The organism is Paraburkholderia sp. JPY419 (assembly GCF_050435705.1).
GTDB classification, from domain to species: Bacteria; Pseudomonadota; Gammaproteobacteria; order Burkholderiales; family Burkholderiaceae; genus Paraburkholderia; species Paraburkholderia youngii.
Map to the genome: position 1 here is coordinate 3,047,095 of NZ_JBNDKV010000002.1, position 25,850 is coordinate 3,072,944.

Consider the following 25,850-nt stretch of genomic DNA (forward strand, 5'->3'; position numbering starts at 1 on the left):
TCCCGCGCCCGCCGCCGCCTAGCGCGGCGGCAGTTCCTTCGACGGATCGATCGAGCGGCCCTGGTAGCGCAGTTCGAAATGCAGCATCACGCGATCGGTATCGGTGTCACCCATTTCGGCGATTTTCTGGCCGCGCTTGACCGATTCGCCTTCCTTCACGAACAGAGCGCGGTTATGCGCGTAAGCGGTCAGATAGTCGGCGTTGTGCTTGAGGATCAAAAGATTGCCGTAGCCGCGCAGACCGTTGCCCGCATAGACCACGGTGCCGGGTGCCGCCGCGACGATCGGTGTGCCGGCGGCCGCGGAAATATCGATCCCCTTCGAGTTGCCGCCGTCGAAACGGCGGAATACGGTGCCGTCGGCCGGCCAGACCAGCGAAATGGGCGCGGGCGCGGTGGCCGGCGCAGTGTCCGCCGGCGCGGGACGCGGCGCGGCCGACGCGCTCGCGCTGCCGCTGCTGCTGCCACCACCACCGCCGCCGCTACGGATTGCGCCGCTCGTCGACGCCGTTCCGCTCGGTGGCGCGACACGCAGCACCTGGCCGACCTCGATGTTGTCCGGGTTGGTCAGGTTGTTCCAGCGCGCGATGTTCTGCACCGACTGCCGGTTGCCGCGCGCGATTTTGGACAGCGTGTCGCCCCGTTCGACCCGGTAGTAGCCCGGCGCCACTGGCGCTGACCCGCACGCGGCGAGCAGCGCGAACAACGCCGCGCAACCGAGTCGTTTGATTCTTGTCGTTTCCAGCATTGGACCTCGCAAAGCGCTGCCGCGCGCCGATCCCGATCACGCGGCACAGACAGACAAAGCGTTCGATTCTAACGGTTTTGTGTTGCGCCCCCCGGCGAGGGGGCGAGGGGGCGAGGGGGCGGGCGGCCGCTTCGAGCGGCTCGCCGCCGCCGTCGGCGTATCAGCTGGTCTTCTCGACGCTAATGCGCAGGGCCGCCGTCTCGGTTTGTCCCGGCTCGAGCCAGCGCAAACCGCGGCCGTTATGGATCGCATCCGGCAGCCCGAGCCACGGCTCCACGCAGTAGAAGTCCGACTGCGGCGTTTCAGTCCACGTCGTGACCGAGTACCAAGGCACCGAGCCGGGCCGCTGCAGATCGATCGTAATCACGCGATTGATGCCCGGCGCCTCGACCCGCACCGGTCGATCGGGCGTGCCGCTCAGGCAATGGAAGCGGTCGTAGATGCGGTCTTCGTGGAGCGTGTAGCTCGCTTCGCCAGGCTCGGCGGGGCTGATCGAGCCATCCCCGAGCTGGCGGCAGCGTTCAGTGCGCGGCAGCTCGAGCGTCGTCTGCGCGCGCTGCGTGTGCGGCAGCGTGAAGTAGAAGTGATGGCCGGCGTAGTAGGGCAGGCGCGTGTGGCCTGTATTGGTGGTGGTCAGCGTCACGTCGAGCGTGCGCGGATCGATCAGCTCGTAAGCGGCCTCGAAGCGAAAGCCGAACGGATAGACGGCGCGGGTCGCTTTGCTGTCGGTCAGAACCATGCGCAGGCCCGCGCCGTGCACGTCGGCGTGGGGCTCGAACGGCAGGTCGCGCGCGAAACCGTGCATTGGCATCTCGCGAACAGTGCCATGCGCGTCACGCCAATAGCCGATCTTGCCGTCGACGAAGTGACGGCCGAGAAACGGAAACAGCAGCGGATTGCCGCCGCGAATCCGCGCGGGCACGCTCCAGTCGGCGTGCTCGGGCCAGTGGATCACCTCTTCGCCGTCGATCGTCCACGACAGCAGGCGGCCGCCGGCTTGCGGCGAAAAGCGGAGCACGGAGGCGTCCTGGGCGATCTCGAGAATGTCCTGTTCCGGGGAGAGGGGCATGGTCAGTAGGTAGCCAGATAGAGGTTGAGGGTCGTGCAAAGCGGTCGGCTGCGTCGGCCGACGCAATCCGCATTGAAGCGGCGTTTTGCGCCACTCGCCGCGACTGCGTCACGCGCGGTGAAACCGCGATTTTGCGCTGCTTTGCGCTACGGGGAAACCCTTCCCGGGAAATTGCGGGTGTCGGAAAAGGGCGAATCCTATTGATAATCCGTCTGAGCGTCCGGTCTATTCGACTCCCGGGCGAATCGGCCCAGGAGGCACCATGGATCTCGCAATGGCAATGGCCGTTTCTTTGTTCGGCATATTCACGGCTAGCACGTACTACTTCTTCCACTCGCTCAAGCGCTGATCCCGCTGGGTTCATTCCTCGGCGTTCGCACTACGCGCGCGGCGAATCCCGCTGCTCGCTTCCTTGCCCTCGCGTAACAACCGTGTCGAGTTGTGACGCAGCGCGTCAATATCTATCCGAATGTGGCCTAACCGCTTGGCGCTGACTGTGCAGCCAGGCATAATCGGTGCGCCTTTTGACGCGCCGGCTTTCCTTTTGTGCGGCGCAGTTCCCCGACATTTTCCTTACAAGGACCGCCGCGTGAACCTGTCGTTTCTGATTTTTCTGAGCGTGCTGCAAGGCGTGACCGAACTGTTTCCGGTGAGCAGCCTTGGCCACACGCTGCTCGTGCCCGCCCTGTTCGACATGCACATCGACAAGCATGCGCCGCAGTTGCTGCCGTTCCTCGTCGCTCTGCATCTAGGCACCGCGTTCGCGCTGCTGTGGTACTTCCGCGCGCGCTGGTACGCGCTGGTGCGCGGTTTCTTCGCGTCGCTCGGCGGCCGCCGCAACGACGACGGTCACATGATGTGGGCGCTGATCATCGGTACGATTCCGGCGGGTCTCGTCGGTCTCGTGCTGGAAAAGCGCCTCGAGGCGATTTTTCACGATCTGCGAATCGTCGCGTTTGCGTTGATCGTGAACGGCGTGCTGCTGTGGTTCGGCGATCGCCTGCAACGCGCGCGCGCGCATCGGGCGCCGGAAAAGCTGACGTTCCGCCAGGCGTTCTTCGTCGGCCTCGCGCAGATCGGCGCGCTGATTCCGGGCTTCTCGCGCAGCGGCCTGACGATGATCGCCGGCAATGCGGCCGGCCTCACCACCGAGAAAGCCGCCGAGTTTTCATTTTTGCTCGGCACGCCGATCATTTTCGCGGCTGGCGTACTCGAACTGCCCAAGCTGCTCCACGCGCCGAGCCAGCTCGCCGACGCGGCGCTCGGCGGCGTGCTGACCGCGATCGCCGCGTACCTGAGCGTGCGTTTCCTGATGCGCTACTTCGAGGGCCGCGGGCGTCTCGCGTCGTTCGGTTTGTACTGCGCGATCGCGGGAATCGTGTTCCTCGGCTGGTTCATGCTGCATCCGCAGCCGGTCTGAGGGCGGCGGGCGATCGGTTATAATCCGGGCCCGGTTGCTTGCGGGTCAGTTAAAATTTTAGTTTGTGCGAAATCGGGCGGCTCGCCGCGAGTACCGGTTTCATGCGAATAGCGATCCATACGGCAGTAGCTCAGCTGGATAGAGCATCGGCCTTCTAAGCCGAGGGTCGGGGGTTCGAGCCCCTCCTGCCGTACCAGAATCATCGAAGGGTTACAGGCCTCGCGCCTGTAACCCTTTTTGTCTTTTTGCTGTCTTTTCGCCCCTCGCGCGGATCATTGAACGCGACGCCGAGCTTGCTTCGGGTGTTTCCCGACTCAGGAAATCGCGCGCGACGCCGTTAGTTCGACAGAACCGTTTGACGCGCCGCGATGGAGGAATCAGCGTGAACCGACTCAGCCTCAACACCAAACTCTGGCTCGCGTTGCTGATCACGTGGCTCGGCCTGCTCGGCCTCGGCGGCTGGGCCGCGTGGCAGTCGCGCGCGACGATGCTCGCCGAGCGCAAGTCGGCGGTGCAGAACGTCGTCGAGAGCGCGTACGGCATCGTCGCCGACTACGCGCAGCGCGCCGACCAACACGAGCTGACGCCCGATGAGGCGCGCCAGCAGGCGCTCGCCCGCCTGTCCACGATGCGCTACCCCGGCAGCGGCTACATGATCGTGACGACCGCGACGCCGGTCGTGATCATGCATCCAGTGCTCGCCGATCTGCGCAACAAGGACGTGTCGCACTACGCGGACACCGACGGCAAGCTGCTGTTCGTCGAGATGGTCAAGGTTGCGCAGGCGCAGGGGCAGGGCTTCGTCGATTACATGGGACGCCTTGCCGGCCACAACGAGCACGTGCCGAAGATCAGCTTCGTCAAGCGCTTTGCCGCGTGGGACTGGTATCTGATTTCGGGCGTCTACGTGAACGACATCGACGCGGCGTTCCGCGCCGACCTGCTGCGCTATCTGCTGACGATCCTCATGATCGGCAGCGTCAGCACCATCGCGCTCGTGCTGATCATTCGCAACGTCAAGCGCAGTCTCGGCGGCGAGCCCGCCTACGCGGCGAGCGTCGCGGAGACGATCGCCGACGGCGATCTATCGTGCCCCGTCACACTGGCCGGCAACGATCAGGAAAGCATGCTGTTCGCGATGCAGCGCATGCAAAGCCGCCTCGCCGACGCGATCAGGCGTATTCGCGGCGGCACCGAAACGATCACGGTCGCGGCGGAAGAGATCGCCGCGGGCAATTTCGATCTGTCGGCACGCACGGAACAGCAGGCGTCGTCGCTCGGCGAAACGGCCGCGAGCATGGAGCAGCTGACGGCGACCGTCAAGCAGAACGCCGACAACGCGCTGCAGGCCAACCGCATGGCGCACTCGGCGTCGCAGCTCGCGGGCGAGGGCGGCGAGGCCGTGCAGCACGTCGTCGCGAATATGCAGAGCATCGCGGCGAGTTCGGCGCGCGTCGTCGATATCATCGGCGTGATCGAGAGCATCGCGTTTCAGACCAACATCCTCGCGCTGAACGCGGCCGTCGAAGCCGCGCGCGCCGGTGAGGAGGGTCGCGGCTTCGCGGTCGTCGCGGGCGAGGTGCGCAATCTCGCGCGCCGCAGCGCCGACGCGGCCAAGGAGATCAAGACGCTGATCGAGGATTCGGTCGCGCGCGTCGGCAGCGGCAAGGCGCTCGTCGAGAAAGCGGGCGGCACGATGGATTCGCTCGTCGATGCGGTGAAGCGCGTGACCGACATCATCAGCGAGATTTCCGCCGCGTCGGACGAGCAGAGCCGCGGCATCGAGCAGGTCAACCTCGCGATCGCGCAGATGGACGAGACCACCCAGCAGAACGCGGCGATGGTCGAGCAGGCGGCGGCCGCCGCGCAGTCGATGCAGGAGCAGGCGCAGATGCTGCGCGACGTCGTCAGCACGTTCCGCCTGAAGGCGGCGGCCGCCGCGCGTTGATGGCCGCGTCGATGTCGCGCTGCCTCCAGAAGTGCGCATGCTATGCTTTTGAGGTCAGGATCAAAAGCCCAAAAACCGCGTGCGCCCGTGCGCGCCGTGGGCACTTCAAGGAGAGTCCCACATGTCGACGCGAACCCGTGTGCTGTTCCGCCTTGGTGCCGCAGGCCTGCTGCTCGGCGCGGCGATCGGCGCGCAAGGGGCGAACCTGGCCTTTCTGAACGACACGCCGATCACCTACATGAAGCAGCGCGACAACGACTCGATCAAGCACGCGGTCATGAGCGCGCTCAATGACAGAAAGGACGGCGACAGCTTTACGTGGGTCAACGACGGCACCGGCAATAGCGTGAAGATCGACGCGACCATCACGATGGACAGCACCTCGACCGACGGCGGGCGCACTTGCCGTATCCTCGGCGTCGTACTCAATGCGAAAGGGCAATCGATGAACCTGCGTCCGAACTTCTGCAAGATAGGCGGCGCCTGGCAACTGCAGAAGCGATGAGCCCGCGAATCGTCTCGTGCGGGGTCGTGCTGCTCGATCCCGACGGGCGCGTGCTGCTCGCGCACGCCACCGAAACGACGCACTGGGATATTCCAAAAGGGCAGGGCGAGGACGGCGAGGCGCCGCACGTCACCGCGCTGCGCGAGATGGTCGAGGAGACCGGCATCGCGCTCGAGGCTGGCCGCCTGAAGGATCTCGGCCTGTTCGTCTATCGGCGCGACAAGGACCTGCATCTTGTTCGCGGCGCGCGCGAGTGCCGGCGAACTCGATCTGAGCACGTGCACCTGCACGTCGCTATTTCCGCGCCGCTCGGACGGCACGCTGATCCCGGAGATGGACGACTACCGCTGGGCGTCGATCGAAGAGGTCCCGCACTATGCGAGCCGTAGTCTGACGCGGCTCTTCCAGACGACGCTGTCGCTCGCGGAACTGCACCGGTCGCTATAGACGGCGCGCGCCGCGTTCAATCGAGCGCGTGGTCGTTAGGACGCGCGAACAATGCGCGGTTTTGCTCCGACAGCGGGAAATTGACATTGATGCCGCGCGGCGGAATCGGCTGCGTGAACCACTGCCGGTACAGACGCTCCGCGTCGCCGGACGTCTGCGAGCGCGCGATCACGCGATTCACGAGCGCCCGGAACGGCTCGTCGCCCTTGCGGAACATGCACGCATACACCTCGTAGCCGAGCGGCGTACCCGTCACGATGAAATCGTCGGGATGCGGGTCGGTCGCCTTGAAACCGTAGACGATCGGCTCGTCCATCACGAACGCCACCGCGCGGCCGTCCTTCATCGCGTTGAAGGCTTCCTGATGGTCGCGCACGCTCATGATGCGCATGTTCAGCTGCTTCTCGGTGTTGAGGCTGCGCAGCAGGCGCTCGTCGGACGTGCCCGCGGTCGTCACGACCGGCTTGCCGGCCAGATCGGGGAAGTCGGTGATGCCGCTGTTCTTGCGCGTGATCATGCGCACCGCGTACTGAAACAGGCTGTCCGAAAACGCGGCGACGTTTTCGCGCTCGACCGTGTGCGTGGTCGAGCCGCATTCGAGATCGATCTGATTGTTCAGCAGCATCGGCGTGCGGTTCGACGAAGTCACCGTGATTTCGTGAACCCGCAACTGCGCCATGCCGAGCGTCTTCCTGATTTCATCGACGATCTGCATCGCGATCGCCTGCGAGTAGCCGACCGTGCGCTTGCCGTCGAAGTACGAGAACGGGATCGATGCCTCGCGCACGCCAAGCACGACGACGCCGTCGTCGTGGATCTTTCTCAGCGTGCCGGTCAGTTCATCCGCGCGTGCGGGGCCGGCGAACGCGACCACGCCGCAGGCGGCCAGCGCAAGCAGCACGCGGTGCATGCCGCGCACGAGATGCGGCATGCCTGAGCCGCGCGGGCCCCGTCCGCCCCGAACCATACCTTCAGACCCTTCCCCGCAGCGGCCTGCAACCTTCATCGGGCCTCCCGGACCGGCGCGCCCAGGCGAGCGCGCTGTGATTATCGATCTAACATCCTGCAACCCGGATGGCCCGTCAGCGCCGGGCCGTCGCTGACGCGAGCTTAGGCCGGCTTGCCCCAACTGTCGCGCAGACTGACGATGCGGTTGAATACGGGCTTACCCGGCTTCGAATCGACGCGATCGGCAACGAAGTAGCCGTGCCGCTCGAACTGGTAGCGCTGCTCCGGCAGCGCGTGGCGCGCGCCGGTTTCGAGGTAGGCCTGGACCACGCGCTTCGAGTCCGGATTCAGCGCTTCGAGGAAATCGCGCCCGCCGGCGTCCGGTTGCGCTTCCTTGAAGAGCCGGTCGTAGATGCGCACTTCGGCCGGGCACGCGGCCGCCGCGCTGACCCAATGGATGTTGCCCTTGACCTTGTAATTGTTCGCGCCTTCGGTGCCCGATTTGCTGTCCGGGAAGTAGTTGCAGTGCACCGCGACGATGTTGCCGTTCTCGTCCTTGTCCGCGTGCGTGCATTCGATCACGTAGCCGTAGCGCAGGCGCACCTTGTTGCCCGGGAACAGGCGGAAGTAGCCCTTCGGCGGCGTTTCCGTGAAATCCTCGCGCTCGATCCACAGCTCGCGAGAAATCGGAAACTCGCGCACGCCCTGTTCCGGATGATGCGGATGCACCGGTGCGTGGCACGGCTCGGTGAGGCGTTCGGGGAAATTGTCGATGATCAGCTTGACCGGATCGAGCACGGCGGCGATGCGCGGCGCCTTCTCGTCGAGATCGTCGCGCAGCGCGCCTTCAAAGACGCTCATGTCGATCCACGAGTCGACCTTGGTCACGCCGATGCGCTCGCAGAACAGCTGGATCGATTCGGGCGTGAAACCGCGCCGGCGCACGCCGACGATGGTCGGCATGCGCGGGTCGTCCCAGCCTTCCACATGGCCTTCGTTGACGAGTTGCAGCAGCTTGCGCTTGCTGGTGATCGCATAGGTCAGGTTCAGGCGCGAAAACTCGATTTGCTGCGGCAACGGACGCTTGAAGATGCCGGCTTCGGCGAGCTCGTTCAGGATCCAGTCGTACAGCGGACGGTGATCTTCGAATTCGAGCGTGCACAGCGAATGCGTGATGTTTTCGAGCGCGTCCGAGATGCAGTGCGTGTAGTCGTACATCGGGTACACGCACCAGGTGTCGCCGGTACGGTAGTGATGCGCGAAGCGGATGCGATAGATGACCGGGTCGCGCATGTTGAAGTTCGGCGACGACATGTCGATCTTCGCGCGCAGCACGTGCTCGCCTTCCTTGAACTCGCCCGCCTTCATGCGGCGGAACAGGTCGAGGTTTTCCTCGACCGAACGCTCGCGGAAACGCGACGGCGTGCCGACTTCGGTGGCCGAGCCGCGGTTCGCGCGCATTTCCTCGGCCGACTGACTATCCACGTACGCCTTGCCGCGCTGGATCAGCAGCTCGGCGAACTCGTACAGCTTGTCGTAGTAGTCGCTCGCGTAGTACAGATGCTCGGTGCGGTCCTTTTCCCATTCGAAGCCGAGCCAGCGCACCGAGTCGATGATCGATTCGACGTACTCGACGCTTTCCTTCTCCGGATTGGTGTCGTCGAAGCGCAGATGGCACACGCCGCCGTAGCTGCGCGCGACGCCGAAGTTCAGGCAGATGCTCTTCGCGTGACCGATGTGCAGATAGCCGTTCGGCTCCGGCGGGAAGCGCGTTTCGACGCGCTGGCTCCATTTGCCGGTGCGGTTGTCGTCGTCGATGATGTTGCGGATGAAATTGGATGCCGCGGGCGCGTCGTTGCGGTCAGCGTCTTTGCGTTCGGTATTCATGCGAGAAGATGAGAGTCCGTGGGGGCGCGTGATGCGCCCGCTTAGCCGTCAATTCTACCTGACGAGCCCGCTCGCGGCAGGCGCTTGCGGCGTGCAGCCAACGGCGGGGCGGGTCTGGCGCGGATGCCGCAGTCACCGAGGCAGGCGCGCGGGGCTGTAACAGGAGGTAAAACGGGTTGGCGACGCGCGCCGCGCCGACTTAGGATGCGCTGCTGCGCGCGGCCCGCGCACCCGCGCTGGGCCTTCGCGCGGGACGGGCTGCCTGAGCTGTCCACGCTGTTCTTCATCGCTTGCACGAGGCTCCTCTGCTCGTGCGCCATGCTCGCCTCGTTGCCGGAGTTCTCTCGGATGTCTATCCCGATGCACGGTGCGTTTCGCGCGCCATTTGCCCGCGCTTTGGCTAGCGCCCGATTTTCTTGCCGTACTCGTCGCGTGCTCGCTTCGGCGTGGTTTGCCGCGCTGGCCGTGAACGTGGCCGCGCCGCTGTCCGCCGCCGCGAAAACACCGCCGCCGAAGCCGGCCCTCGATGGGTCGGCCGTCGCCGCGCCGGACGGCTACAGCGCCGACACCGCGCAGCAGATCTTCGCCGAAGGCGGCAACGCGGTCGATGCCGCGGTCGCGATGGCCTTCACGCTCGCCGTCACGCGGCCCGATGCGGGCAACCTCGGCGGCGGCGGTTTCATGACGCTGCTGGTCGACGGCAAGCCGTATTTTCTCGATTATCGCGAGCGCGCGCCGCAGCAGGCGAACCGCGACATGTACCTCGACGACAAGGGCAACGTGGTGCCAGGCATGAGCACGGTCGGTCATCGCGCGGCGGCCGTGCCGGGCACTGTCGATGGTATGTGGCAAGCGCAGCGGCGCTTTGGCAAGCTCAAATGGAAGCAGGTGCTCGCGCCCGCGGTCCATTACGCGACCGACGGCTTCCAGGTCGGCCCGCGCCTGCAGCAGCGACGCGACGCGGCCGCGAAAAGTTTCGCCGGCAAGACCAATTTCGACGCCTATTTCGGCAACCTGAAAGCGGGCGCGACGCTGCGCCAGCCGGAACTCGCGCAGACGCTTGGGCGAATCGCGAGCGACGGCGGCCGCGAGTTCTACGAGGGCCGCACCGCTCAAATGATCGCCGCGCAGATGTACGGCCACGGCCTGATCACGAGCCAGGATCTGAGCCAGTACAAGGCACTCTGGCGCGAGCCGCTGGCGGCCGACTGGCACGGCTACCGCGTGATCACCGCGCCGCCGCCGAGCTCGGGCGGCATCGGGCTGATCCAGTTGCTGAAAATGCGGGCCGCTCTGCAGCCGGCGTTCGACGGTCTCGCGTTGAATTCGGCGCCGTACATCCATCTGATCGCGCAGATCGAGGATCGGGTATTCGCCGACCGGCAGCGCTATATCGGCGACCCGGACGCATCGCCGGTACCGCTCGCGAAGCTGATCGACGACGCCTACCTCGCGCAGCGCGCGGCCGAAGTCAAAGCCGGCGAAGCGCCCGGAGCGGCCCCGGAGAAGGCTGGAGTCGACGGCGCCGCGGCGACGGAGAAGGCGCAAACCACGCATTTCTCGGTGGTCGACAAGTGGGGCAACGCGGTGTCGAACAGCTACACGCTGAACGGCGATTTCGGCTCGGGCGTCGTGGTGGACGGCGGCGGGTTCCTGCTCAACGATGCGATGGACGATTTCCTGATCAAGCCGGCCGGCGCCGGGGCGACGGGCGCGTCGGGCGCGGCCTCGGCACCCGGCGCTGCCGATGCCGATGCCGAGCCGAACATGATCGCGCCGGGCCGCCGCCCGATTTCGTCGATGACGCCCACGCTGCTGCTGAAGGACGGCAAGATCGCGCTGGCGATCGGCACGCCCGGCGGCTCGCGCATCCTGACGACGATCTTCCAGGTGATGACGAATCTGTCCGACTTCGAGATGTCGCCGACGGACGCGCTCGCCGCCATGCGTTTCCATCATCAGCTGCTGCCGCAAAAGACGATCTACTTCGAGCCGTACCATCCCGCGCCGCATGAGCTCGCCACGCAATTGAAGGAGCTCGGCTATACAGTCGAGCAGCAGCCGTTCAACGGCGACGTGCAGATGATCCGCGTGAACGGCGCGACGCCCGAGCCAGCGAGCGATCCCCGTGGTGCCGGCGTGGCACGCGTGATACGGTAGACGCCCCGCCGCGCTATCCCGCGAGCGGGCCATAAGCCGAACACGGGGAAGCACGATGACCGAACAAGAACCAACCAAACTAGTACTGCCGGGCTATCTGGACTCCGGCCCAGGCCACTGGCAAACGCGCTGGCAAGCGCTCGATCCCGCGTTCGTCCGCGTGCGGATGCCGGACTGGGACCACCCTTCGCGCGACGCCTGGTGCCGCACGCTGGTCGCCACGCTCGATTCCCTGGACGCGCCGGTCGTGTTGGCCGCTCACAGTCTCGGCTGTCTGACCACGGCGTTCTGGGCCTCGCAGTACGCGAGCGCGGCGCAACTCGCGAAAGTGGCCGGCGCGCTGCTGGTCGCCGTGCCCGATCCGGCCGAAGCGCATTTCCCGCGGGACGCGACCGGCTTTGCGCCGGTGCCGCTCGAGCGCCTGCCGTTTGCGACGATTGTCGTGGCGAGCAGCGACGATCCGTATGGCGGCGTGCCTTTTTCACAAACCTGCGCGAGCGCGTGGGGCAGCCGCTGGATCGGCATCGGCGCGCGCGGCCACATCAACGCCGATAGCGGCCTCGGCGATTGGAACGAGGGGCGGGGCTGGCTGGCTTCGCTAGCGCGTGCGCGCTGAGTCTCGCCGCCTCGTTGATCAGATCACCGCTTTTCGCTTCAACTCGGCAATCGTCTGCGCGTCGTATCCGAGCAGGTCGCGCAGCACGCGCTCGGTATGCTCGCCGAGCAGCGGCGGATGGCTCAGCGCCTGCGGCGGCGTGCCGGTCATGTTGATCGGATTGCGCACGAGCTTGACCGTGCCGCCCGACGGATGCGGCAGAGCCACTTGAAGACCGCGCGCGACCACCTGCTCGTTGTCGAACACTTCGTCGAGGTTATTGATCGGCCCGCACGGCACGCCGGCCGCTTCGAGCGTCGCGATCCATTGCAGCTTGCCCTGCAGACGGACCATGTCCGCGAGCATCGGCACGAGCAGTTCGCGGTTGCGCACGCGCGCGGGGTTGGTTGCGAAACGGTCGTCGTCGGCGAGTTCAGGGCGGCCGCCCACCTCGACGAACTTGCGGAACTGTCCGTCATTGCCGACCGCGACGATGATCCAGCCATCGCTCGTCTGGAAGGTCTGGTAGGGCACGATGTTCGGATGCGCGTTGCCCCAGCGCACCGGCGGCTGGCCGCTCGCGAGGTAGTTCGAGTTCATGTTGGCGAGCATCGCGACCTGCACGTCGAGCAGCGCCATGTCGATGTACTGGCCTTCGCCCGTGCGGTCGCGGTGCGTGAGCGCGGTCAGCACGGCGATCGTCGAGTACATGCCGGTCATCAGGTCGGCGATCGCGACGCCGGCCTTTTGCGGGCCGCCGCCCGGCTGGCCGTCGCGCTCACCGGTAATGCTCATGAAGCCGCCGATGCCCTGCACGATGAAGTCATAACCGGCGCGCTGCGCATACGGCCCGGTTTGCCCGAAGCCCGTGACCGAGCAGTAGATCAGGTCGGGCTTCACCGCTTTGAGCGATTCGTAGTCGAGGCCGTATTTCTTCAACTGGCCAACCTTGTAGTTTTCGAGCACGACGTCGCTTTGCGCTGCCAGTTCGCGCACGATCCTCTGGCCCTCGGGCGACGCGATGTCGAGCGTGACCGAGCGCTTGTTGCGGTTCGCCGCGAGATAGTAGGCGGCTTCGCGCGTGTCCGCGCCGTCCGGCGTCCGCAGATACGGCGGCCCCCAGTGGCGCGTGTCGTCGCCGACCTCGGGGCGTTCGATCTTGATGACGTCGGCGCCGAAATCGGCGAGCGTCTGCGCGCACCACGGACCGGCGAGCACGCGGGTGAGATCCAGCACGCGGATGTGACTGAGAGCGCCCATATTCCTGAATGTCTCCTGATGGTTGCGGGCCGCGCGGCGAGCCGCCATGCGCCATTTCGCGCGAAGTTTCGTGGAAGTCATCTTAAGCGATTCCCGCTCGCGGGCGCAGTCAGCCGAACGTCATAGCGCCGTTCGGACGATCGGACACGCGAGCGTCGCAGCGGGCGCATGCCGTGCTGGCCGGATGGCCAGCACGCCGGCGCGCAGTGCCGCGCACGCGTGCCGATCCCGTATAATCAGTCGTTTAAAGAAACAGACAGTTGGCGCATCCCATCGACCGCCAGTCTTCGTCAGGAACCGTCAGGACCGTCCCCCGCACGCTATGAAAGCCGCTGATATCCGCGAGAAATTCCTCAAGTTCTTCGAATCGAAGGGCCATACGATCGTCCGTTCGTCGAGCCTCGTGCCCGGCAACGACCCGACGCTGCTCTTCACCAATTCGGGGATGGTGCAGTTCAAAGATGTGTTCCTCGGCGCGGAATCGCGTCCGTATTCGCGCGCCACGACCGCGCAGCGCAGCGTGCGCGCCGGCGGCAAGCACAACGATCTCGAGAACGTCGGCTACACCGCGCGTCACCATACGTTCTTCGAGATGCTCGGCAACTTCTCGTTTGGCGACTACTTCAAGCGCGACGCGATCCACTACGCGTGGGAACTGCTGACCGAAGTCTACAAGCTGCCGAAAGACAAGCTGTGGGTCACCGTCTACCAGGAAGACGACGAAGCGCACGACATCTGGGCGAAGGAAGTGGGCGTGCCGGTCGAGCGCATCATCCGCATCGGCGACAACAAGGGCGCGCGCTACGCGTCGGATAACTTCTGGCAGATGGCCGACACCGGCCCGTGCGGCCCGTGTTCGGAAATCTTCTACGACCACGGCCCGGACGTGTGGGGTGGCCCGCCGGGATCGCCCGAGGAAGACGGCGACCGCTACATCGAAATCTGGAACCTCGTGTTCATGCAGTTCAACCGCGACGCGCAGGGCAACATGACACCGCTGCCGAAGCAATGCGTGGACACCGGCATGGGCCTCGAGCGTATCGCCGCAGTGCTGCAGCACGTGCACAGCAACTACGAGATCGACCTGTTCCAGGCGCTCATCCAGGCCGCCGGCCGCGAAACCGGCGTGACCGATCTGACCAACAACTCGCTGAAGGTGATCGCCGATCACATCCGCGCGTGCTCGTTCCTGATCGTCGACGGCGTGATTCCGGGCAACGAAGGCCGCGGCTACGTGCTGCGCCGCATCGTGCGCCGCGCGATCCGCCACGGCTACAAGCTCGGCAAGAAGGGTTCGTTCTTCCATCGCCTCGTCGCCGACCTCGTGGCGCAGATGGGCGAAGCCTATCCGGAACTGGCGCAGGCCGAGCAGCGCGTGACCGACGTGCTGCGTCAGGAAGAAGAGCGCTTCTTCGAGACGATCGAGCACGGCATGTCGATTCTCGAAGCCGCCTTGGCCGATCTCGACGCCAAGGGTGGCAAGACGCTCGACGGCGAACTCGCGTTCAAGCTGCACGACACCTACGGCTTCCCGCTCGACCTGACCGCGGACGTCTGCCGCGAGCGCGAAGTGACGGTCGACGAAGCCGCATTCGACGATGCGATGGCACGTCAGCGCGAGCAGGCGCGCGCGGCGGGCAAGTTCAAGATGGCCCAGGGCCTCGAATACTCGGGCGCGAAGACCACGTTCCACGGCTACGAAGAAATCGTCTTCGACGACGCGAAGGTCGTCGCGCTGTATGTGGACGGCGCGTCGGTGCGGCAGGTGCAAGCCGGCCAGCCGGCGGTCGTCGTGCTCGATCACACGCCGTTCTACGCGGAGTCGGGCGGCCAGGTCGGCGACCAGGGCGTGCTCGCGAACGCCAGCACGCGCTTTGCCGTTGCGGATACGCTGAAGGTGCAGGCCGACGTGGTCGGCCATCACGGCACGCTCGAGCAGGGCACGCTGAAGGTTGGCGACGTCGTCAAGGCGGAAATCGACGCGGTGCGCCGCGCTCGCACGGCGCGCAACCACTCGGCCACGCACCTGATGCACAAGGCGCTGCGCGAGGTGCTCGGTTCGCACGTGCAGCAAAAGGGCTCGCTCGTCGACGCCGACAAGACCCGCTTCGACTTCGCGCACAACGCGCCGATGACGGACGAACAGATCCGCCGCGTCGAGGAAATCGTCAACGCGGAAGTGCTGGCGAACGCGCCCGGTATCGTGCGTTTGATGTCGTACGACGATGCGGTGAAGGGCGGCGCCATGGCGCTGTTCGGCGAAAAGTACGGCGACGAAGTGCGCGTGCTCGACCTCGGCTTCTCGCGTGAGCTGTGCGGCGGTACGCACGTGAATCGCTCGGGCGACATCGGCTTCTTCAAGATCGTGATGGAAGGCGGCGTCGCGGCCGGTATCCGTCGCGTCGAAGCGATCACCGGTGACAACGCGGTGCGCTATGTGCAGGAGCTCGAAGCGCGCGTCAACGCGGCAGCGGCCGTGCTGAAGGCGCAACCGGCGGAACTCACGCAGCGCATCGGCCAGGTGCAGGACCAGGTAAAGGCGCTCGAGAAGGAACTGAGCGCGCTGAAGTCGAAGATGGCGTCGAGCCAGGGCGACGAACTCGCCGGCCAGGCGATCGAAGTGGGCGGCGTGCATGTGCTCGCGGCAACGCTCGAAGGCGCGGACGTGAAGACGCTGCGCGAAACGGTCGACAAGCTCAAGGACAAGCTGAAGAGCGCGGCGATCGTGCTCGCGTCGGTCGAAGGCGGCAAGGTCAGCCTGATCGCCGGTGTGACCGCCGACGCCAGCAAGAAGGTCAAGGCGGGCGAACTGGTCAACTTCGTGGCCCAGCAGGTGGGCGGCAAGGGCGGTGGCCGTCCGGACATGGCGCAGGCTGGCGGTACCGAGCCGGCCAACCTGCCGGCGGCGCTCGCGGGCGTCAAGGGCTGGGTCGAAGCACAGCTTTGAATCTGATGGTCGGTTGAGTCCGGCTTGACGCGAAGTCGAGCCGGGTTCGACAAAGGGGCTACGCGGCGCGCCAGCAGAGTCGGCGCGTTGCGTGGCCCCTTCGTTTTTGCCGAAGCCGTTCGGCTTGCGTCGAACCTCTTTGCCGGCGCAGCGGATTCAACGATCAAACCACATTCGTATCCACGGGCGCCGCGGCATCCGCGTCGGCCGTCCCTTCCTGCGACGCGACCAGCGCGCGCCGCAACGCATTGAGCGCCGACGAAAAATGCCCGCGTCGCCACACCAGCAGCGTGTCGATGATGCCGATATCGGGCAACTCGTGCACCGCGATATTGCTCGTGTCGGGCTGCAGATCGAGCACTGAGCGCGGTGCGACCGCGACGCCCGCGCCGGCCGCCACGCACGCGACGATCGCGTGATACGAGCCGAGCTCCAGCACGCGCGCCGGCCGCACCCCATGCTCCAGATACCACTTCTCGATATACGCGCGATACGCGCAGCCGCGCTCGAACGCGATCAGCGTCGATAGCGCGATGTCGCGCACTTCGCGGATCGGCCGATGGCCGCGCGGCGTCAGCATCACGAGTTCCTCGCGGAAGATCGCCACGGTCTCGAACACATCGCCGAGCGTGGCGGGATCGAGCGGCGTTGCGACCAGCGCCGCATCGACCTCGAATTCGCGCACGCGCTCGATCAGCCTGCCGGTCGTGCCGGTCTCCAGCTCCAGTTCGACGGCCGGCCATTGCTGGTGATATTGCGCGAGCAGGGCCGGCAGACGCGTCGCCGCGACGCTTTCCATCGTGCCGAGGCGCAGACGCCCGCTCGGGCGATCCTCGCGCACCGCGTGACGCGCCTCGTCGGCGAGCGCGAGCAGCCGTTCGGCGTAGGGCAGCAGGGTCTCGCCGGCCGGCGTCAGCACGAGCCGGCGGCCGTCGCGGATGAACAGCTCGGTGCCGAGCTGCTCCTCGAGTTGCTTGATGCGCGTGGTCACGTTCGATTGCACGCGATTGAGCTTCGCCGCGGCGCGCGTCACGCCGTTTTCGCGTACGACCGCGCGAAAAATGGTCAGAGCGGCCAGATCCATGATTCTCTCCCGGCGATGAATGACATCCTAATTATTCATTTTTCGTGATCGAAAGGTCAAGCTAAGATGGATTCACCCCATCGCTGCCTGACCGTCCGATCATGAACGACCTTGTTTCCCACGCGTACTCGCGCTTCCACGAACCGCACGCGGCCCGGCGCGCGGCGCTCGCCTGCATGGCCGCGCTGGCCGTCGCGCTCGGGATCGGGCGCTTTGCTTTTACGCCGCTGTTGCCGCTGATGCTGCACGGCGCCGCGCTCGGCCAGCCGCACCTCGATATCCAGCATGGCGGCTGGCTCGCGTCGTTCAATTACGCAGGCTATTTCGTCGGCGCAATGACGTGCGCGGCGCTGCGGGCCGAGCCCGCGCGCATGGTGCGCGTCGGACTCGCCGCGACCGTGCTGCTGACGCTCGCGATGGGCGTCACCGGCCAGTTCTGGGTGTGGGCGCTGGTGCGCTTCGTCGCCGGCGCGGTCAGCGCGTGGACCTTCGTGTTCGCGTCGCAGTGGGGCTTGCGGCGGCTCGCCGAACTCGGCGCAAATGCGTGGAGCGGGGTCATCTACACCGGGCCGGGCGTGGGCATCGTCGGGACCGGCCTGCTGGTCAGCGTCGCGGGCGGCTATGGCGCAGTGGTCGGATGGATCGGCTTTGCGTTGATCGGCGCGGTGCTGACCGTGCTGGTGTGGCCGGTGTTCGGGGAGACGCGGCGCATGGGGGCGGCGAAGCCTGCCGTTGCGAGCTCCTCGACCGCAAAATCCGCCACCGGATCACGCGCAGGCGCAAACCCGCAGCCCCGTACGGCCGGCGTTCGGACGAGTCATGCCGTCCACCGCAGCGACGCATTCTGGCTGGTGCTGCTCTACGGTATCCCGGGCTTCGGCTACATCATCACCGCGACCTTTTTGCCGGTCATCGCGCGCCACGCGTTGCCGGGCTCGGCGTGGCCGGACCTGTTCTGGCCGATGTTCGGTGCCGCGCTGATCGTCGGCGCGTTGCTCGCCGCGCGTTTGCCCTTGCATTGGGACAACCGCACGCTGCTCGCGGGCTCGTATGTGCTCCAGGCAATCGGCATCGCGTTGGGCATCGTGTGGCCGACGGCGGGCGGTTTTTCGCTCGGCAGCATCCTGATCGGCCTGCCGTTTACCGCGATCACGCTATTCGCGATGCGCGAGGCGCGGCGGCTGCGCGGCGACGACGCGGCCGGGCTGATGGGTTACGCGACGGCCGCCTACGGCATCGGACAGATCGCGGGTCCGTTGGTGGCCGCGCCGATCGCCGCCCACACGGGATCGTTTGCGCTGGCGCTGTGGCTCGCCGCGGGCGCGTTGATGGCGGGGGCGGCAGGGCTGATCGCAGTGATGCGCGTGCCGCACGGCCCGCGCCGTGGTCGTATGCCGGATTGCGGTTGCAACTAGCACCGAAAACAAATCTCGCACGAGCGCACTAAAATGACCGCTTTCCGTCATTCCCTTGCGCCTGTCGCCGGGCGCGTCGCTCGACCATGCAACATTTCGCGTCCGACAACTATGCCGGCATCTGTCCCGAAGCGCTCGACGCGCTGATCGCCGCCAACAACAGCGGGCACGAACCGGCCTACGGCGACGACTCCTGGACCAACCAGGTCTGCGACCGTCTGCGCGACCTGTTTCAGACCGATTGCGAAGTGTTCTTCGTGTTCAACGGCACGGCGGCCAATTCGCTCGCGCTCGCGTCGTTGTGCCAGTCGTATCACTCGGTGATCTGCCACGACCTGGCACACATCGAGACCGACGAATGCGGCGGTCCCGAGTTCTTTTCAGGTGGCTCGAAACTGCTCACGGCGCCGGGCATCGGCGGCAAGCTCACGCCCGATGCGATCGAGTCCATCGTCACGCGGCGCGCCGATATCCACTATCCGAAGCCGAAGGTCGTCACGCTGACGCAGTCGACCGAGGTCGGCACCGTCTACAGCGTCGAGGAAGTGCGCGCGATCGCGGCGATCGCGAAGCGCCGTCATCTGAAGGTGCACATGGACGGCGCGCGTTTCGCGAATGCGGTTGCCGCGCTCGACGTGCATCCGTCGGAAATCACGTGGCGCGCGGGTGTCGACGTGCTGTGCTTCGGCGGCACCAAGAACGGTCTTCCAGTCGGCGAGGCGGTGGTGTTCTTCGACCGCGCGCTCGCCGACGATTTCGCTTATCGGCTCAAGCAGGCGGGACAGCTCGCATCGAAGATGCGCTTCATCTCCGCGCCATGGCTCGGCCTGCTCGACAACGACGTGTGGTTGCGCAATGCGCATCACGCGAACGCGATGGCGCGTTTGCTGGAGACGCGGTTGCAGGAAATCCCGGGCGTGAGCATCATGTTTCCGAGTGAATCGAACGCGGTGTTCGCGCAGTTGCCGCCGCATGCCGCGAAGACGATGCGCGCGCGTGGCTGGAAGTTTTACGAGTTCATCGGCGCGGGCGGTTGCCGGCTGATGTGCGCGTGGGACACGCAGCCCGAAACGGTCGAGCGTTTCGCCGCCGACGTGCGCGAACTTTGCGTCGCGTGATCGAAGACGCGTGAAGCTGCCGGAACCCGGGTAACAAACGGCGCCGCGACGCACCACTCGGCACACACGCAAAGCCGCTCCACTACGACCCGCCAAAAAACACGAAACAACGAGACGTCCCCCGCCATGACCGAGTACCGATTCTGTCCCCGCTGCGCGAAGCCTCTGACCGAACGCACCGACCCCGAGCACGACGGTGGCCGCGTCCGCCAGATCTGTCCCGACACCGAGTGCGGTTACGTTCATTGGAATAATCCGCTGCCGGTCGTCGCCGCGATCGTCGAGTACGAGGGCAAGATTCTGCTTGCGCGCAATGCCGCATGGCCCGAGGGCAGGTTCGCGCTGATCACCGGCTTCCTCGAAAACGGCGAGACGCCGGAGCAGGGCATCGCGCGCGAAGTGATGGAGGAGACATCGCTGCATACGGAGTCGGTCGAGCTGATCGGCGTGTACGAATTCATCCGCAAGAACGAGCTAATCATCGCGTATCACGTGAAGGCGCATGGGACGATCGCGCTGTCGCCCGAACTGCTCGAATACCGGCTCGTCGAGCCCGCGAAGCTGCGACCTTGGCGCGCGGGCACGGGGCAAGCGCTCGGCGAATGGATGCGGCGGCGCAATTTGCCGTTCGAATTCGTCGAGCGTCCGGGGTTGTGAAGCGCTGCGCCCACCGAGCCGCAACATTGGCCAGCACACAGACAACGCAGAGAACATAGAGTCAGCCCACGGCACAGCCATCGACGCATCACCGAATCGTTCATCCACGTCAATCAGCGGTCAACGAGCGCACGCTCAGGGAGAAGCAACGGCATGGCCTACATCTACTACCTGACCCATATTCATCTGGGCTACGACGCACTGTCGCAACTGTCGTCTGAGTGCGCGCGCATCGGCATCAAGCGGCCTCTGGTGATCAGCGACAAGGGCGTCGTCGCGGCCGGCATCGCGCGGCAGGCACTCGATGCGCTGAAGCTCGGCGACGTGCCGCTGTTCGACGACACGCCGTCGAATCCGACCGAGGAAAAGGTGCTCTCGGCGGCCCAGGTGTATCGCGACGAGCGCTGCGACGGGCTGATCGCGGTGGGTGGCGGTTCGTCGATCGATCTCGCGAAGGGCGTCGCGATCGCGGCCACGCATCCGGGGCCGCTCACGCAGTACGCGACGATCGAAGGCGGCAGCGCGAAGATCACCGACGCCGTCGCGCCGCTGATCGCGATTCCGACCACGGCCGGCACCGGCAGCGAAGTCGCGCGCGGCGCGATCGTGATCCTGAACGACGGCCGCAAGCTCGGGTTTCATTCGTGGAGTCTGCTGCCGAAATCGGCGCTGTGCGATCCGGGTCTTACGCTCGGCCTGCCGCCGGGGCTCACCGCGGCGACCGGCATGGACGCGATCGCGCATTGCATCGAGACTTTCCTCGCGCCGGCCTTCAATCCGCCCGCCGACGGCATCGCGCTCGACGGCCTCGAACGCGCGTGGCACAGCATCGAGCGCGCGTGCGCGGACGGCAGCGATCGCGAGGCGCGCCTGAATATGATGAGCGCGTCGATGCAGGGCGCGATGGCGTTCCAGAAGGGCCTCGGCTGTGTGCATTCGCTGTCGCATCCGCTGGGCGGTTTGAAGGTGAACGGCCGCACGTCGCTGCATCACGGGACGCTGAACGCGGTCGTGCTGCCCGCGGTGCTGCGCTTCAACGAGCGCGCGCCGAGCGTGGTGGCCGAGCGTCGCTATGCGCGCATGCGTCGCGTGATGGGGGTGCCCGAGCATGCGGATCTCGCGCAGGCGCTGTTCGACATGACCGCGCGACTCGGCCTGCCGACCGGCCTCAGGCAGATGGGCGTCGACGAAAGCATGTTCGACAAGGTCGTGCAGGGCGCGCTGCTCGATCATTGCCATCGCACGAATCCGCGGGAGGCGAGTGCCGACGACTATCGCCGCATGCTGACCGAGTCTTTGTGACCGAGCCCCGCCTCCTCGCATCCACCAACCGCCACGTCCGATGAACAAACCCGCCCCCGCCGGCCGCGCCGCGTATCCGCACTTCCTGTCGATCACCACGCGCTGGATGGACAACGACGTCTACGGCCACGTGAACAACGTCGTCTACTACAGCTATTTCGACACCGTCGTGAACGAGTATCTGATCCGCGCGGGCGTGCTCGATTTCGAGCACGGCGCGACGATCGGGCTCGTCGTCGAGACGCAGTGCAACTACTTCGCGCCGCTCGTGTTTCCCGATCGCATCGACGCGGGCTTGCGCGTTGCGCGGCTCGGCACGTCGAGCGTGCGCTACGAGGTGGGGCTGTTTCGCGACGGCGACGCCGCGCCCGCCGCGCAGGGGCATTTCGTGCACGTCTACGTGGATCGCGCGACGCGCCGGCCGGTGAACCTGCCCGCCGAACTGCGCGCGGCGCTCGAACCGTTGTGGGTCGCCGGGCCGGCGGACTAAACGCGTGCAGTCGTTCATCATCACTCTGCTCAACGGCCTGAGCTACGGGCTGTTGCTGTTCATGCTGTCGGCCGGGCTGACGCTGATCTTCAGCATGCTCGGCGTGCTCAACTTCGCGCATGCGAGCTTCTACATGCTCGGCGCGTACGTCGGCTTTTCGGTGGCGGCGCGCGCCGGTTTCTGGAGCGCGCTGGTAGTCGCGCCGCTCGTCGTCGGTCTGCTCGGCGCGGCGCTCGAGCGCTGGCTGCTGCGGCGCGTGCGCGGGCACGGTCATCTTCCCGAGCTGCTGCTGACGTTCGGCGCCGCGTTACTGCTCGGCGAACTCGTCAAGCTCGGCTGGGGACTCAGTCCGCTGTCGGCGAGGATTCCGGCCGTGCTCGACGGTCCGCTGTTCTCGCTGTACGGCGCGGTTTTCACGCGCTATCGCGCGTTCATGATGGCGGTGTCGCTCGCGATGGTCGCCGCGCTCGTCGCAATGCTACGGGTGTCGAAGACGGGCTTGATCGTGCGCGCCGCGCTCACGCATGCGCAGGCCGTCGAAGCGCTCGGCCACAACGTGCCGCGCGTGTTCACCGGCGTGTTCGCCGCCGGCACCGCGCTCGCCGCGCTGGCCGGCGTGATCGGCGCGCCGCTGTTCGTGATCGAGCCGGCGATGGCGGAGTCGCTCGGCTCGATCGTGTTCGTCGTGGTCGTGATCGGCGGGCTCGGGTCGCTGAGCGGGGCGCTGGTCGCGTCGCTGCTGGTGGGGTGCGTGCAGACGCTGGCGGTGGCGAGCGATCTGTCGCTGGGCGACGCGGTCTCGCTCGTCGGCGCGGTGCTGCCGCCGGAATGGGACGCGCTGACGCTCGCGCAAGTCGCGCCGCTGCTGCCGTACCTGCTGCTCGTCGCGATGCTGGCGATGAGGCCGCGCGGGCTGTTCGGACGGCGTGACGATCATGCATAGGCGGAGCGGGTCGTCAGATGCGGTGAAAGGCAGGGTGCCGCCTTGCAGGCCCGGCCGCGCGCTCGTGCCTTGGCTCGCGCTCGTCGCCTTTCTGGCCGTGCCGCCTTTCATCTGGCCGCACAGCTGGCTGTTCGCCTACCTTGCGCAAAGCGCGACGATGATCGTGTTCGCACTGTCGTACAACCTGTTGCTCGGCGAGACCGGGCTGCTGTCGTTCGGACATGCCGCCTATGCGGGGCTCGGCGCGCTGGTCGCCGCGCGCGTGTTCAACGCGACTGGCGTGCCGCTCGTGCTGCTGCCGTTGGTCGGCGGCATCGGCGGCGCGCTGTGCGGTGTGCTGTTCGGCTTTATCGCGACGCGCCGTGCCGGCACCGCGTTCGCGATGATCACGCTCGGTCTCGGCGAACTCGTCGTCGCGGCCGCGTGGACGCTGCCGGGCTGGTTCGGCGGCGAGGCGGGCGTCGCGATCGATCGCGCGAACGGGCCGCCCCTCGGCGGCTGGAACTTCGGTCCGGCGCGCGCGGCCTATGCGCTGATCGCGCTGTGGTGCGTCGTCGCGAGTGTCGCGATGTTCGCGCTCTCGCGCACGCCGTTCATGCGGCTCGCGAACGCGGTGCGCGACAACCCGGCGCGCGCGGCGGCGATCGGCTGCTATCCGCGCCGGGTTCGCTATCGCGTGGTCGTGCTGTCGGCGTTTTTCGCGGGCATCGCGGGGACGCTCGGGCTGATCAATATCGAACTCGTGTCGACCGAGAGCGTCGGCATGATGCGCTCGGGCACGGTGCTGATCGCGACCGTGATCGGCGGCACGGCGGCGTTCTTCGGGCCGGTCGCGGGAGCGATCGTGCTGACGTTTTTCAGCGTGGTGGTCGCGAGTGTCACGCGGGCATGGTTGTTCTATCTCGGGCTGTTCTTTGTCGTAGTCGTGATGGCCGCGCCGGACGGGCTTGCTGGCTTTGCGTCGCGGCAGGTGGCGCGGATTGCGGCCTATGGCTGGCGAGGTTGCCGGGCCGCCTATCTGTGGAGTGCGGCGGCGGGGCTGCTGTGGCTCGCGGCCATCGTGATCGCGGTGCAGTGGGCCTATGCGGCGCAGTTCGGGGCGGACGAAGGCGCGGCGTTTAGCGCATTGTTCGGCGCCGGTGCGGGTACTGATGTCACCGTCGCACCGACGCTGTCGCCGCTTCCTCTGGCGCTGACACTCGTTGCGCTCGCTGCCTTGGCTACGTTGTCCACACGCCATGCGCTGCGCGCGCATGCACGCGTCACCGCGCACGCACGCGCGGCACGATCCTCTGGAGCCGCACGATGATCCCCGCACTCGCGCTCTACGGCATCGAAAAGCGTTTCGGCGCGACACCGATCCTGCGCGGCGTCGATCTCGCCATCGAAGCCGGCGAGCGGCACGCGCTGATCGGCCCGAACGGCGCGGGCAAATCGACGCTGTTCAACCTGATCGGCGGCGGCGCGCGGCCGAGCGCGGGGCGTATCCATCTGTTCGGCGCGGACATCACGCGGCTCGCGCCGGCCGCGATCGCGCGCCGCGGCCTCGCGCGCAGCTTCCAGAGCACCAGCGTGTTCGCGCGGCTGTCCGTGTTCGACAATCTGCGCTGCGCGGCGCAGCTCGCCGAGCGCGATCGTACGCGCTGGTGGCAGCGTCTGACCGGCGCCGCCGCGATCGATGCGCGCGCTGCCGACGTGCTCGACGCGGTCGGCCTCGGCCCGCGCCGCGACGTCGCGGCCGGCACGCTCAGCTATGCGGAGCAGCGCGCGCTCGACCTCGGCATCGCGCTCGCGGGCGGCGCGCATACGCTGCTGCTCGACGAACCGACGGCGGGCATGAACCGCGCCGAGGCGGCGCGCGCGATCGAGCTGATCCGCGACACCACCGCGGGCCGCACGCTGCTGATGGTCGAGCACGACATGGACGCGGTGTTCGCGATCGCCGATCGGATTTCGGTGCTGGTGCAGGGGCGCATCATCGCGAGCGGGTCGCCGGCCGCGATTCGCGCGGACGCGGCGGTGCGGGCCGCATATCTGGGTGAGCGCTTCGATCCGGGCTCAGGCGCTCGGGCCGGTGATGAACCGGACAACGGGGCAGGCCGATGAGCGCGCTGCTCGACATTCGCGACCTGAACGCGTGGTACGGCGCGAGCCAGGCGCTGCACGGCGTCACGCTGAGCATCGAGCCCGGCGAAGTGATCGCGCTGGTCGGCCGCAACGGCTCGGGCCGCTCGACGCTCGCACGCGCGATCATGGGCCTCGTGCGCTGCGAGGGCGAACTGCGCTTCGCGGGGTGCTCGCTCGCGGGTCTGCGCACGTTCGAGATCGCGCGGCTCGGGCTCGGCTACGTGGCCGAGCATCGCGATGTGTTCGACGCGCTGAGTGTCCATGAAAACCTGCTGCTCGGCATTGCGCCAGTTGCCGCATCGCGTGCGCGCGGCCGCGCGCCGCGCTTCACGCTCGACGACGCGTATGCGCTGTTCCCGGTGCTCGCCGAGCGCAAGCGCACGCGTGCCGGCGCGCTGTCGGGCGGCGAGCAACAGATGCTGGCGCTCGCGCGGGCTCTGCTCGGAGACCCCGATCTGCTGCTGATCGACGAGCCCGGCGAAGGGCTCGCGAATCTCGTGATGCGGCAGGTCGCGGATTGTCTGCGCGCGTTGCGCGAACGGAGTGTCGCGATCCTGTTGATCGAGCAGCGGCTCGTGATCGCGCAGGACATCGCGAGCCGAGTCGCGGTGATGGGGCATGGGGAGATTGTGTTCGACGGCGCGCTGGCGTCGTTTTTGTCGCGTGACGATGTGATGCGGGAGTGGCTCGGAGTGGGCTGATGCGGGACTTTTCGAGCGCGGACTAGCTGATGGCGGAACTTGCATCCGCAGGAATGCGCCCATGTTGGGCGCACCAAATA

The 25,850-nt window shown here is 66.7% G+C and carries 21 protein-coding genes, 1 tRNA gene and 1 pseudogene; 17 read left to right on the forward strand and 6 right to left on the reverse strand.

What is annotated here, in order from left to right; genetic code table 11:
• Positions 1-18: 18 nt before the first annotated feature.
• Entirely contained in the window at positions 19-747 is a 729-nt protein-coding gene (locus tag QFZ91_RS20245) for a peptidoglycan DD-metalloendopeptidase family protein (RefSeq protein ID WP_176124132.1), read from the reverse strand.
• A gap of 160 nt (positions 748-907) precedes the next feature.
• Positions 908-1,816 (reverse strand): aldose epimerase, encoded by a 909-nt coding sequence (locus tag QFZ91_RS20250; RefSeq protein ID WP_429568205.1) that lies wholly within the window; start codon positions 1,814-1,816, stop codon positions 908-910.
• Between the two features lie 589 nt (positions 1,817-2,405).
• Between QFZ91_RS20250 and QFZ91_RS20255 the strand changes: the two genes are divergently transcribed.
• The 5 genes and pseudogenes from QFZ91_RS20255 to QFZ91_RS20275 all read left to right on the forward strand — a co-directional run bounded on the left by QFZ91_RS20255 (position 2,406) and on the right by QFZ91_RS20275 (position 6,136).
• Positions 2,406-3,236, forward strand: coding sequence for an undecaprenyl-diphosphate phosphatase (locus QFZ91_RS20255; RefSeq protein WP_176105554.1), 831 nt, complete (start codon positions 2,406-2,408; stop codon positions 3,234-3,236).
• Between the two features lie 119 nt (positions 3,237-3,355).
• Positions 3,356-3,432, forward strand: a tRNA-Arg gene (locus tag QFZ91_RS20260).
• A gap of 186 nt (positions 3,433-3,618) precedes the next feature.
• Complete coding sequence (locus QFZ91_RS20265) at positions 3,619-5,184, forward strand: methyl-accepting chemotaxis protein (protein WP_429568206.1); 1,566 nt, start codon at positions 3,619-3,621, stop codon at positions 5,182-5,184.
• 121 nt (positions 5,185-5,305) lie between these two features.
• Positions 5,306-5,689 carry a hypothetical protein gene (locus QFZ91_RS20270; protein ID WP_368716235.1) on the forward strand — a complete coding sequence of 128 codons (384 nt, stop codon included), beginning with the start codon at positions 5,306-5,308 and terminating at the stop codon, positions 5,687-5,689.
• A pseudogene (locus QFZ91_RS20275) lies at positions 5,686-6,136 on the forward strand (NUDIX hydrolase). The gene QFZ91_RS20270 and the pseudogene QFZ91_RS20275 overlap by 4 nt, the downstream one beginning before the upstream one ends.
• 16 nt (positions 6,137-6,152) lie before the next feature.
• Here QFZ91_RS20275 and QFZ91_RS20280 read toward each other — a convergent pair.
• A complete protein-coding gene (locus tag QFZ91_RS20280) occupies positions 6,153-7,067 on the reverse strand; it encodes a transporter substrate-binding domain-containing protein (RefSeq protein ID WP_429568207.1) in 915 nt (304 codons plus the stop codon).
• Between the two features lie 179 nt (positions 7,068-7,246).
• Positions 7,247-8,971: a glutamine--tRNA ligase/YqeY domain fusion protein gene (locus QFZ91_RS20285; protein ID WP_176366067.1), complete on the reverse strand. Its 1,725-nt coding sequence runs from the start codon at positions 8,969-8,971 to the stop codon at positions 7,247-7,249.
• Between the two features lie 348 nt (positions 8,972-9,319).
• Between QFZ91_RS20285 and ggt the strand changes: the two genes are divergently transcribed.
• Together ggt and QFZ91_RS20295 are read left to right on the forward strand one after the other, a co-directional pair.
• Entirely contained in the window at positions 9,320-11,131 is a 1,812-nt protein-coding gene (ggt, locus tag QFZ91_RS20290; RefSeq protein WP_429568208.1) for a gamma-glutamyltransferase, read from the forward strand.
• Positions 11,132-11,186: 55 nt separating this feature from the next.
• Entirely contained in the window at positions 11,187-11,747 is a 561-nt protein-coding gene (locus QFZ91_RS20295) for an RBBP9/YdeN family alpha/beta hydrolase (RefSeq protein WP_429568209.1), read from the forward strand.
• 18 nt (positions 11,748-11,765) lie between these two features.
• On the opposite strand, the gene QFZ91_RS20300 is transcribed toward QFZ91_RS20295, so the two are convergent.
• Complete coding sequence (locus tag QFZ91_RS20300) at positions 11,766-12,986, reverse strand: CaiB/BaiF CoA transferase family protein (RefSeq protein WP_429568667.1); 1,221 nt, start codon at positions 12,984-12,986, stop codon at positions 11,766-11,768.
• Between the two features lie 322 nt (positions 12,987-13,308).
• Here QFZ91_RS20300 and alaS point away from each other — a divergent pair, with 322 nt between their 5' ends.
• On the forward strand, positions 13,309-15,933 hold the full coding sequence (gene alaS, locus QFZ91_RS20305) for an alanine--tRNA ligase (RefSeq protein WP_429568210.1): 2,625 nt from the start codon (positions 13,309-13,311) through the stop codon (positions 15,931-15,933).
• Positions 15,934-16,096: 163 nt separating this feature from the next.
• Here the strand turns inward: alaS and QFZ91_RS20310 are convergent, their stop codons facing one another.
• Positions 16,097-17,017, reverse strand: a complete 921-nt coding sequence (locus QFZ91_RS20310) for a LysR family transcriptional regulator (protein ID WP_429568211.1) — start codon at positions 17,015-17,017, stop codon at positions 16,097-16,099.
• 101 nt (positions 17,018-17,118) lie between these two features.
• On the opposite strand from QFZ91_RS20310, the gene QFZ91_RS20315 reads away from it, so the two are divergent.
• The 9 genes from QFZ91_RS20315 to QFZ91_RS20355 all read left to right on the forward strand — a co-directional run bounded on the left by QFZ91_RS20315 (position 17,119) and on the right by QFZ91_RS20355 (position 25,770).
• A complete protein-coding gene (locus QFZ91_RS20315) occupies positions 17,119-18,432 on the forward strand; it encodes a YbfB/YjiJ family MFS transporter (protein ID WP_429568212.1) in 1,314 nt (437 codons plus the stop codon).
• Between the two features lie 86 nt (positions 18,433-18,518).
• On the forward strand, positions 18,519-19,550 hold the full coding sequence (locus QFZ91_RS20320) for a threonine aldolase family protein (RefSeq protein ID WP_429568213.1): 1,032 nt from the start codon (positions 18,519-18,521) through the stop codon (positions 19,548-19,550).
• Between the two features lie 126 nt (positions 19,551-19,676).
• A complete protein-coding gene (locus QFZ91_RS20325) occupies positions 19,677-20,207 on the forward strand; it encodes an NUDIX domain-containing protein (RefSeq protein ID WP_176107984.1) in 531 nt (176 codons plus the stop codon).
• A gap of 153 nt (positions 20,208-20,360) precedes the next feature.
• A complete protein-coding gene (locus QFZ91_RS20330; RefSeq protein ID WP_429568214.1) occupies positions 20,361-21,509 on the forward strand; it encodes an iron-containing alcohol dehydrogenase in 1,149 nt (382 codons plus the stop codon).
• Positions 21,510-21,549: 40 nt separating this feature from the next.
• Positions 21,550-21,999, forward strand: a complete 450-nt coding sequence (locus tag QFZ91_RS20335; protein WP_429568215.1) for an acyl-CoA thioesterase — start codon at positions 21,550-21,552, stop codon at positions 21,997-21,999.
• A 4-nt stretch (positions 22,000-22,003) separates the two neighbouring features.
• On the forward strand, positions 22,004-22,942 hold the full coding sequence (locus QFZ91_RS20340; protein ID WP_429568216.1) for a branched-chain amino acid ABC transporter permease: 939 nt from the start codon (positions 22,004-22,006) through the stop codon (positions 22,940-22,942).
• Entirely contained in the window at positions 22,935-24,251 is a 1,317-nt protein-coding gene (locus tag QFZ91_RS20345) for a branched-chain amino acid ABC transporter permease (protein ID WP_429568217.1), read from the forward strand. Before QFZ91_RS20340 ends, QFZ91_RS20345 begins: the two co-directional genes overlap by 8 nt.
• Positions 24,248-25,048 carry an ABC transporter ATP-binding protein gene (locus QFZ91_RS20350; RefSeq protein WP_429568218.1) on the forward strand — a complete coding sequence of 267 codons (801 nt, stop codon included), beginning with the start codon at positions 24,248-24,250 and terminating at the stop codon, positions 25,046-25,048. The genes QFZ91_RS20345 and QFZ91_RS20350 overlap by 4 nt, the downstream gene beginning before the upstream one ends.
• Entirely contained in the window at positions 25,045-25,770 is a 726-nt protein-coding gene (locus QFZ91_RS20355) for an ABC transporter ATP-binding protein (RefSeq protein WP_429568219.1), read from the forward strand. Before QFZ91_RS20350 ends, QFZ91_RS20355 begins: the two co-directional genes overlap by 4 nt.
• The last annotated feature ends 80 nt before the right edge of the window (positions 25,771-25,850 follow it).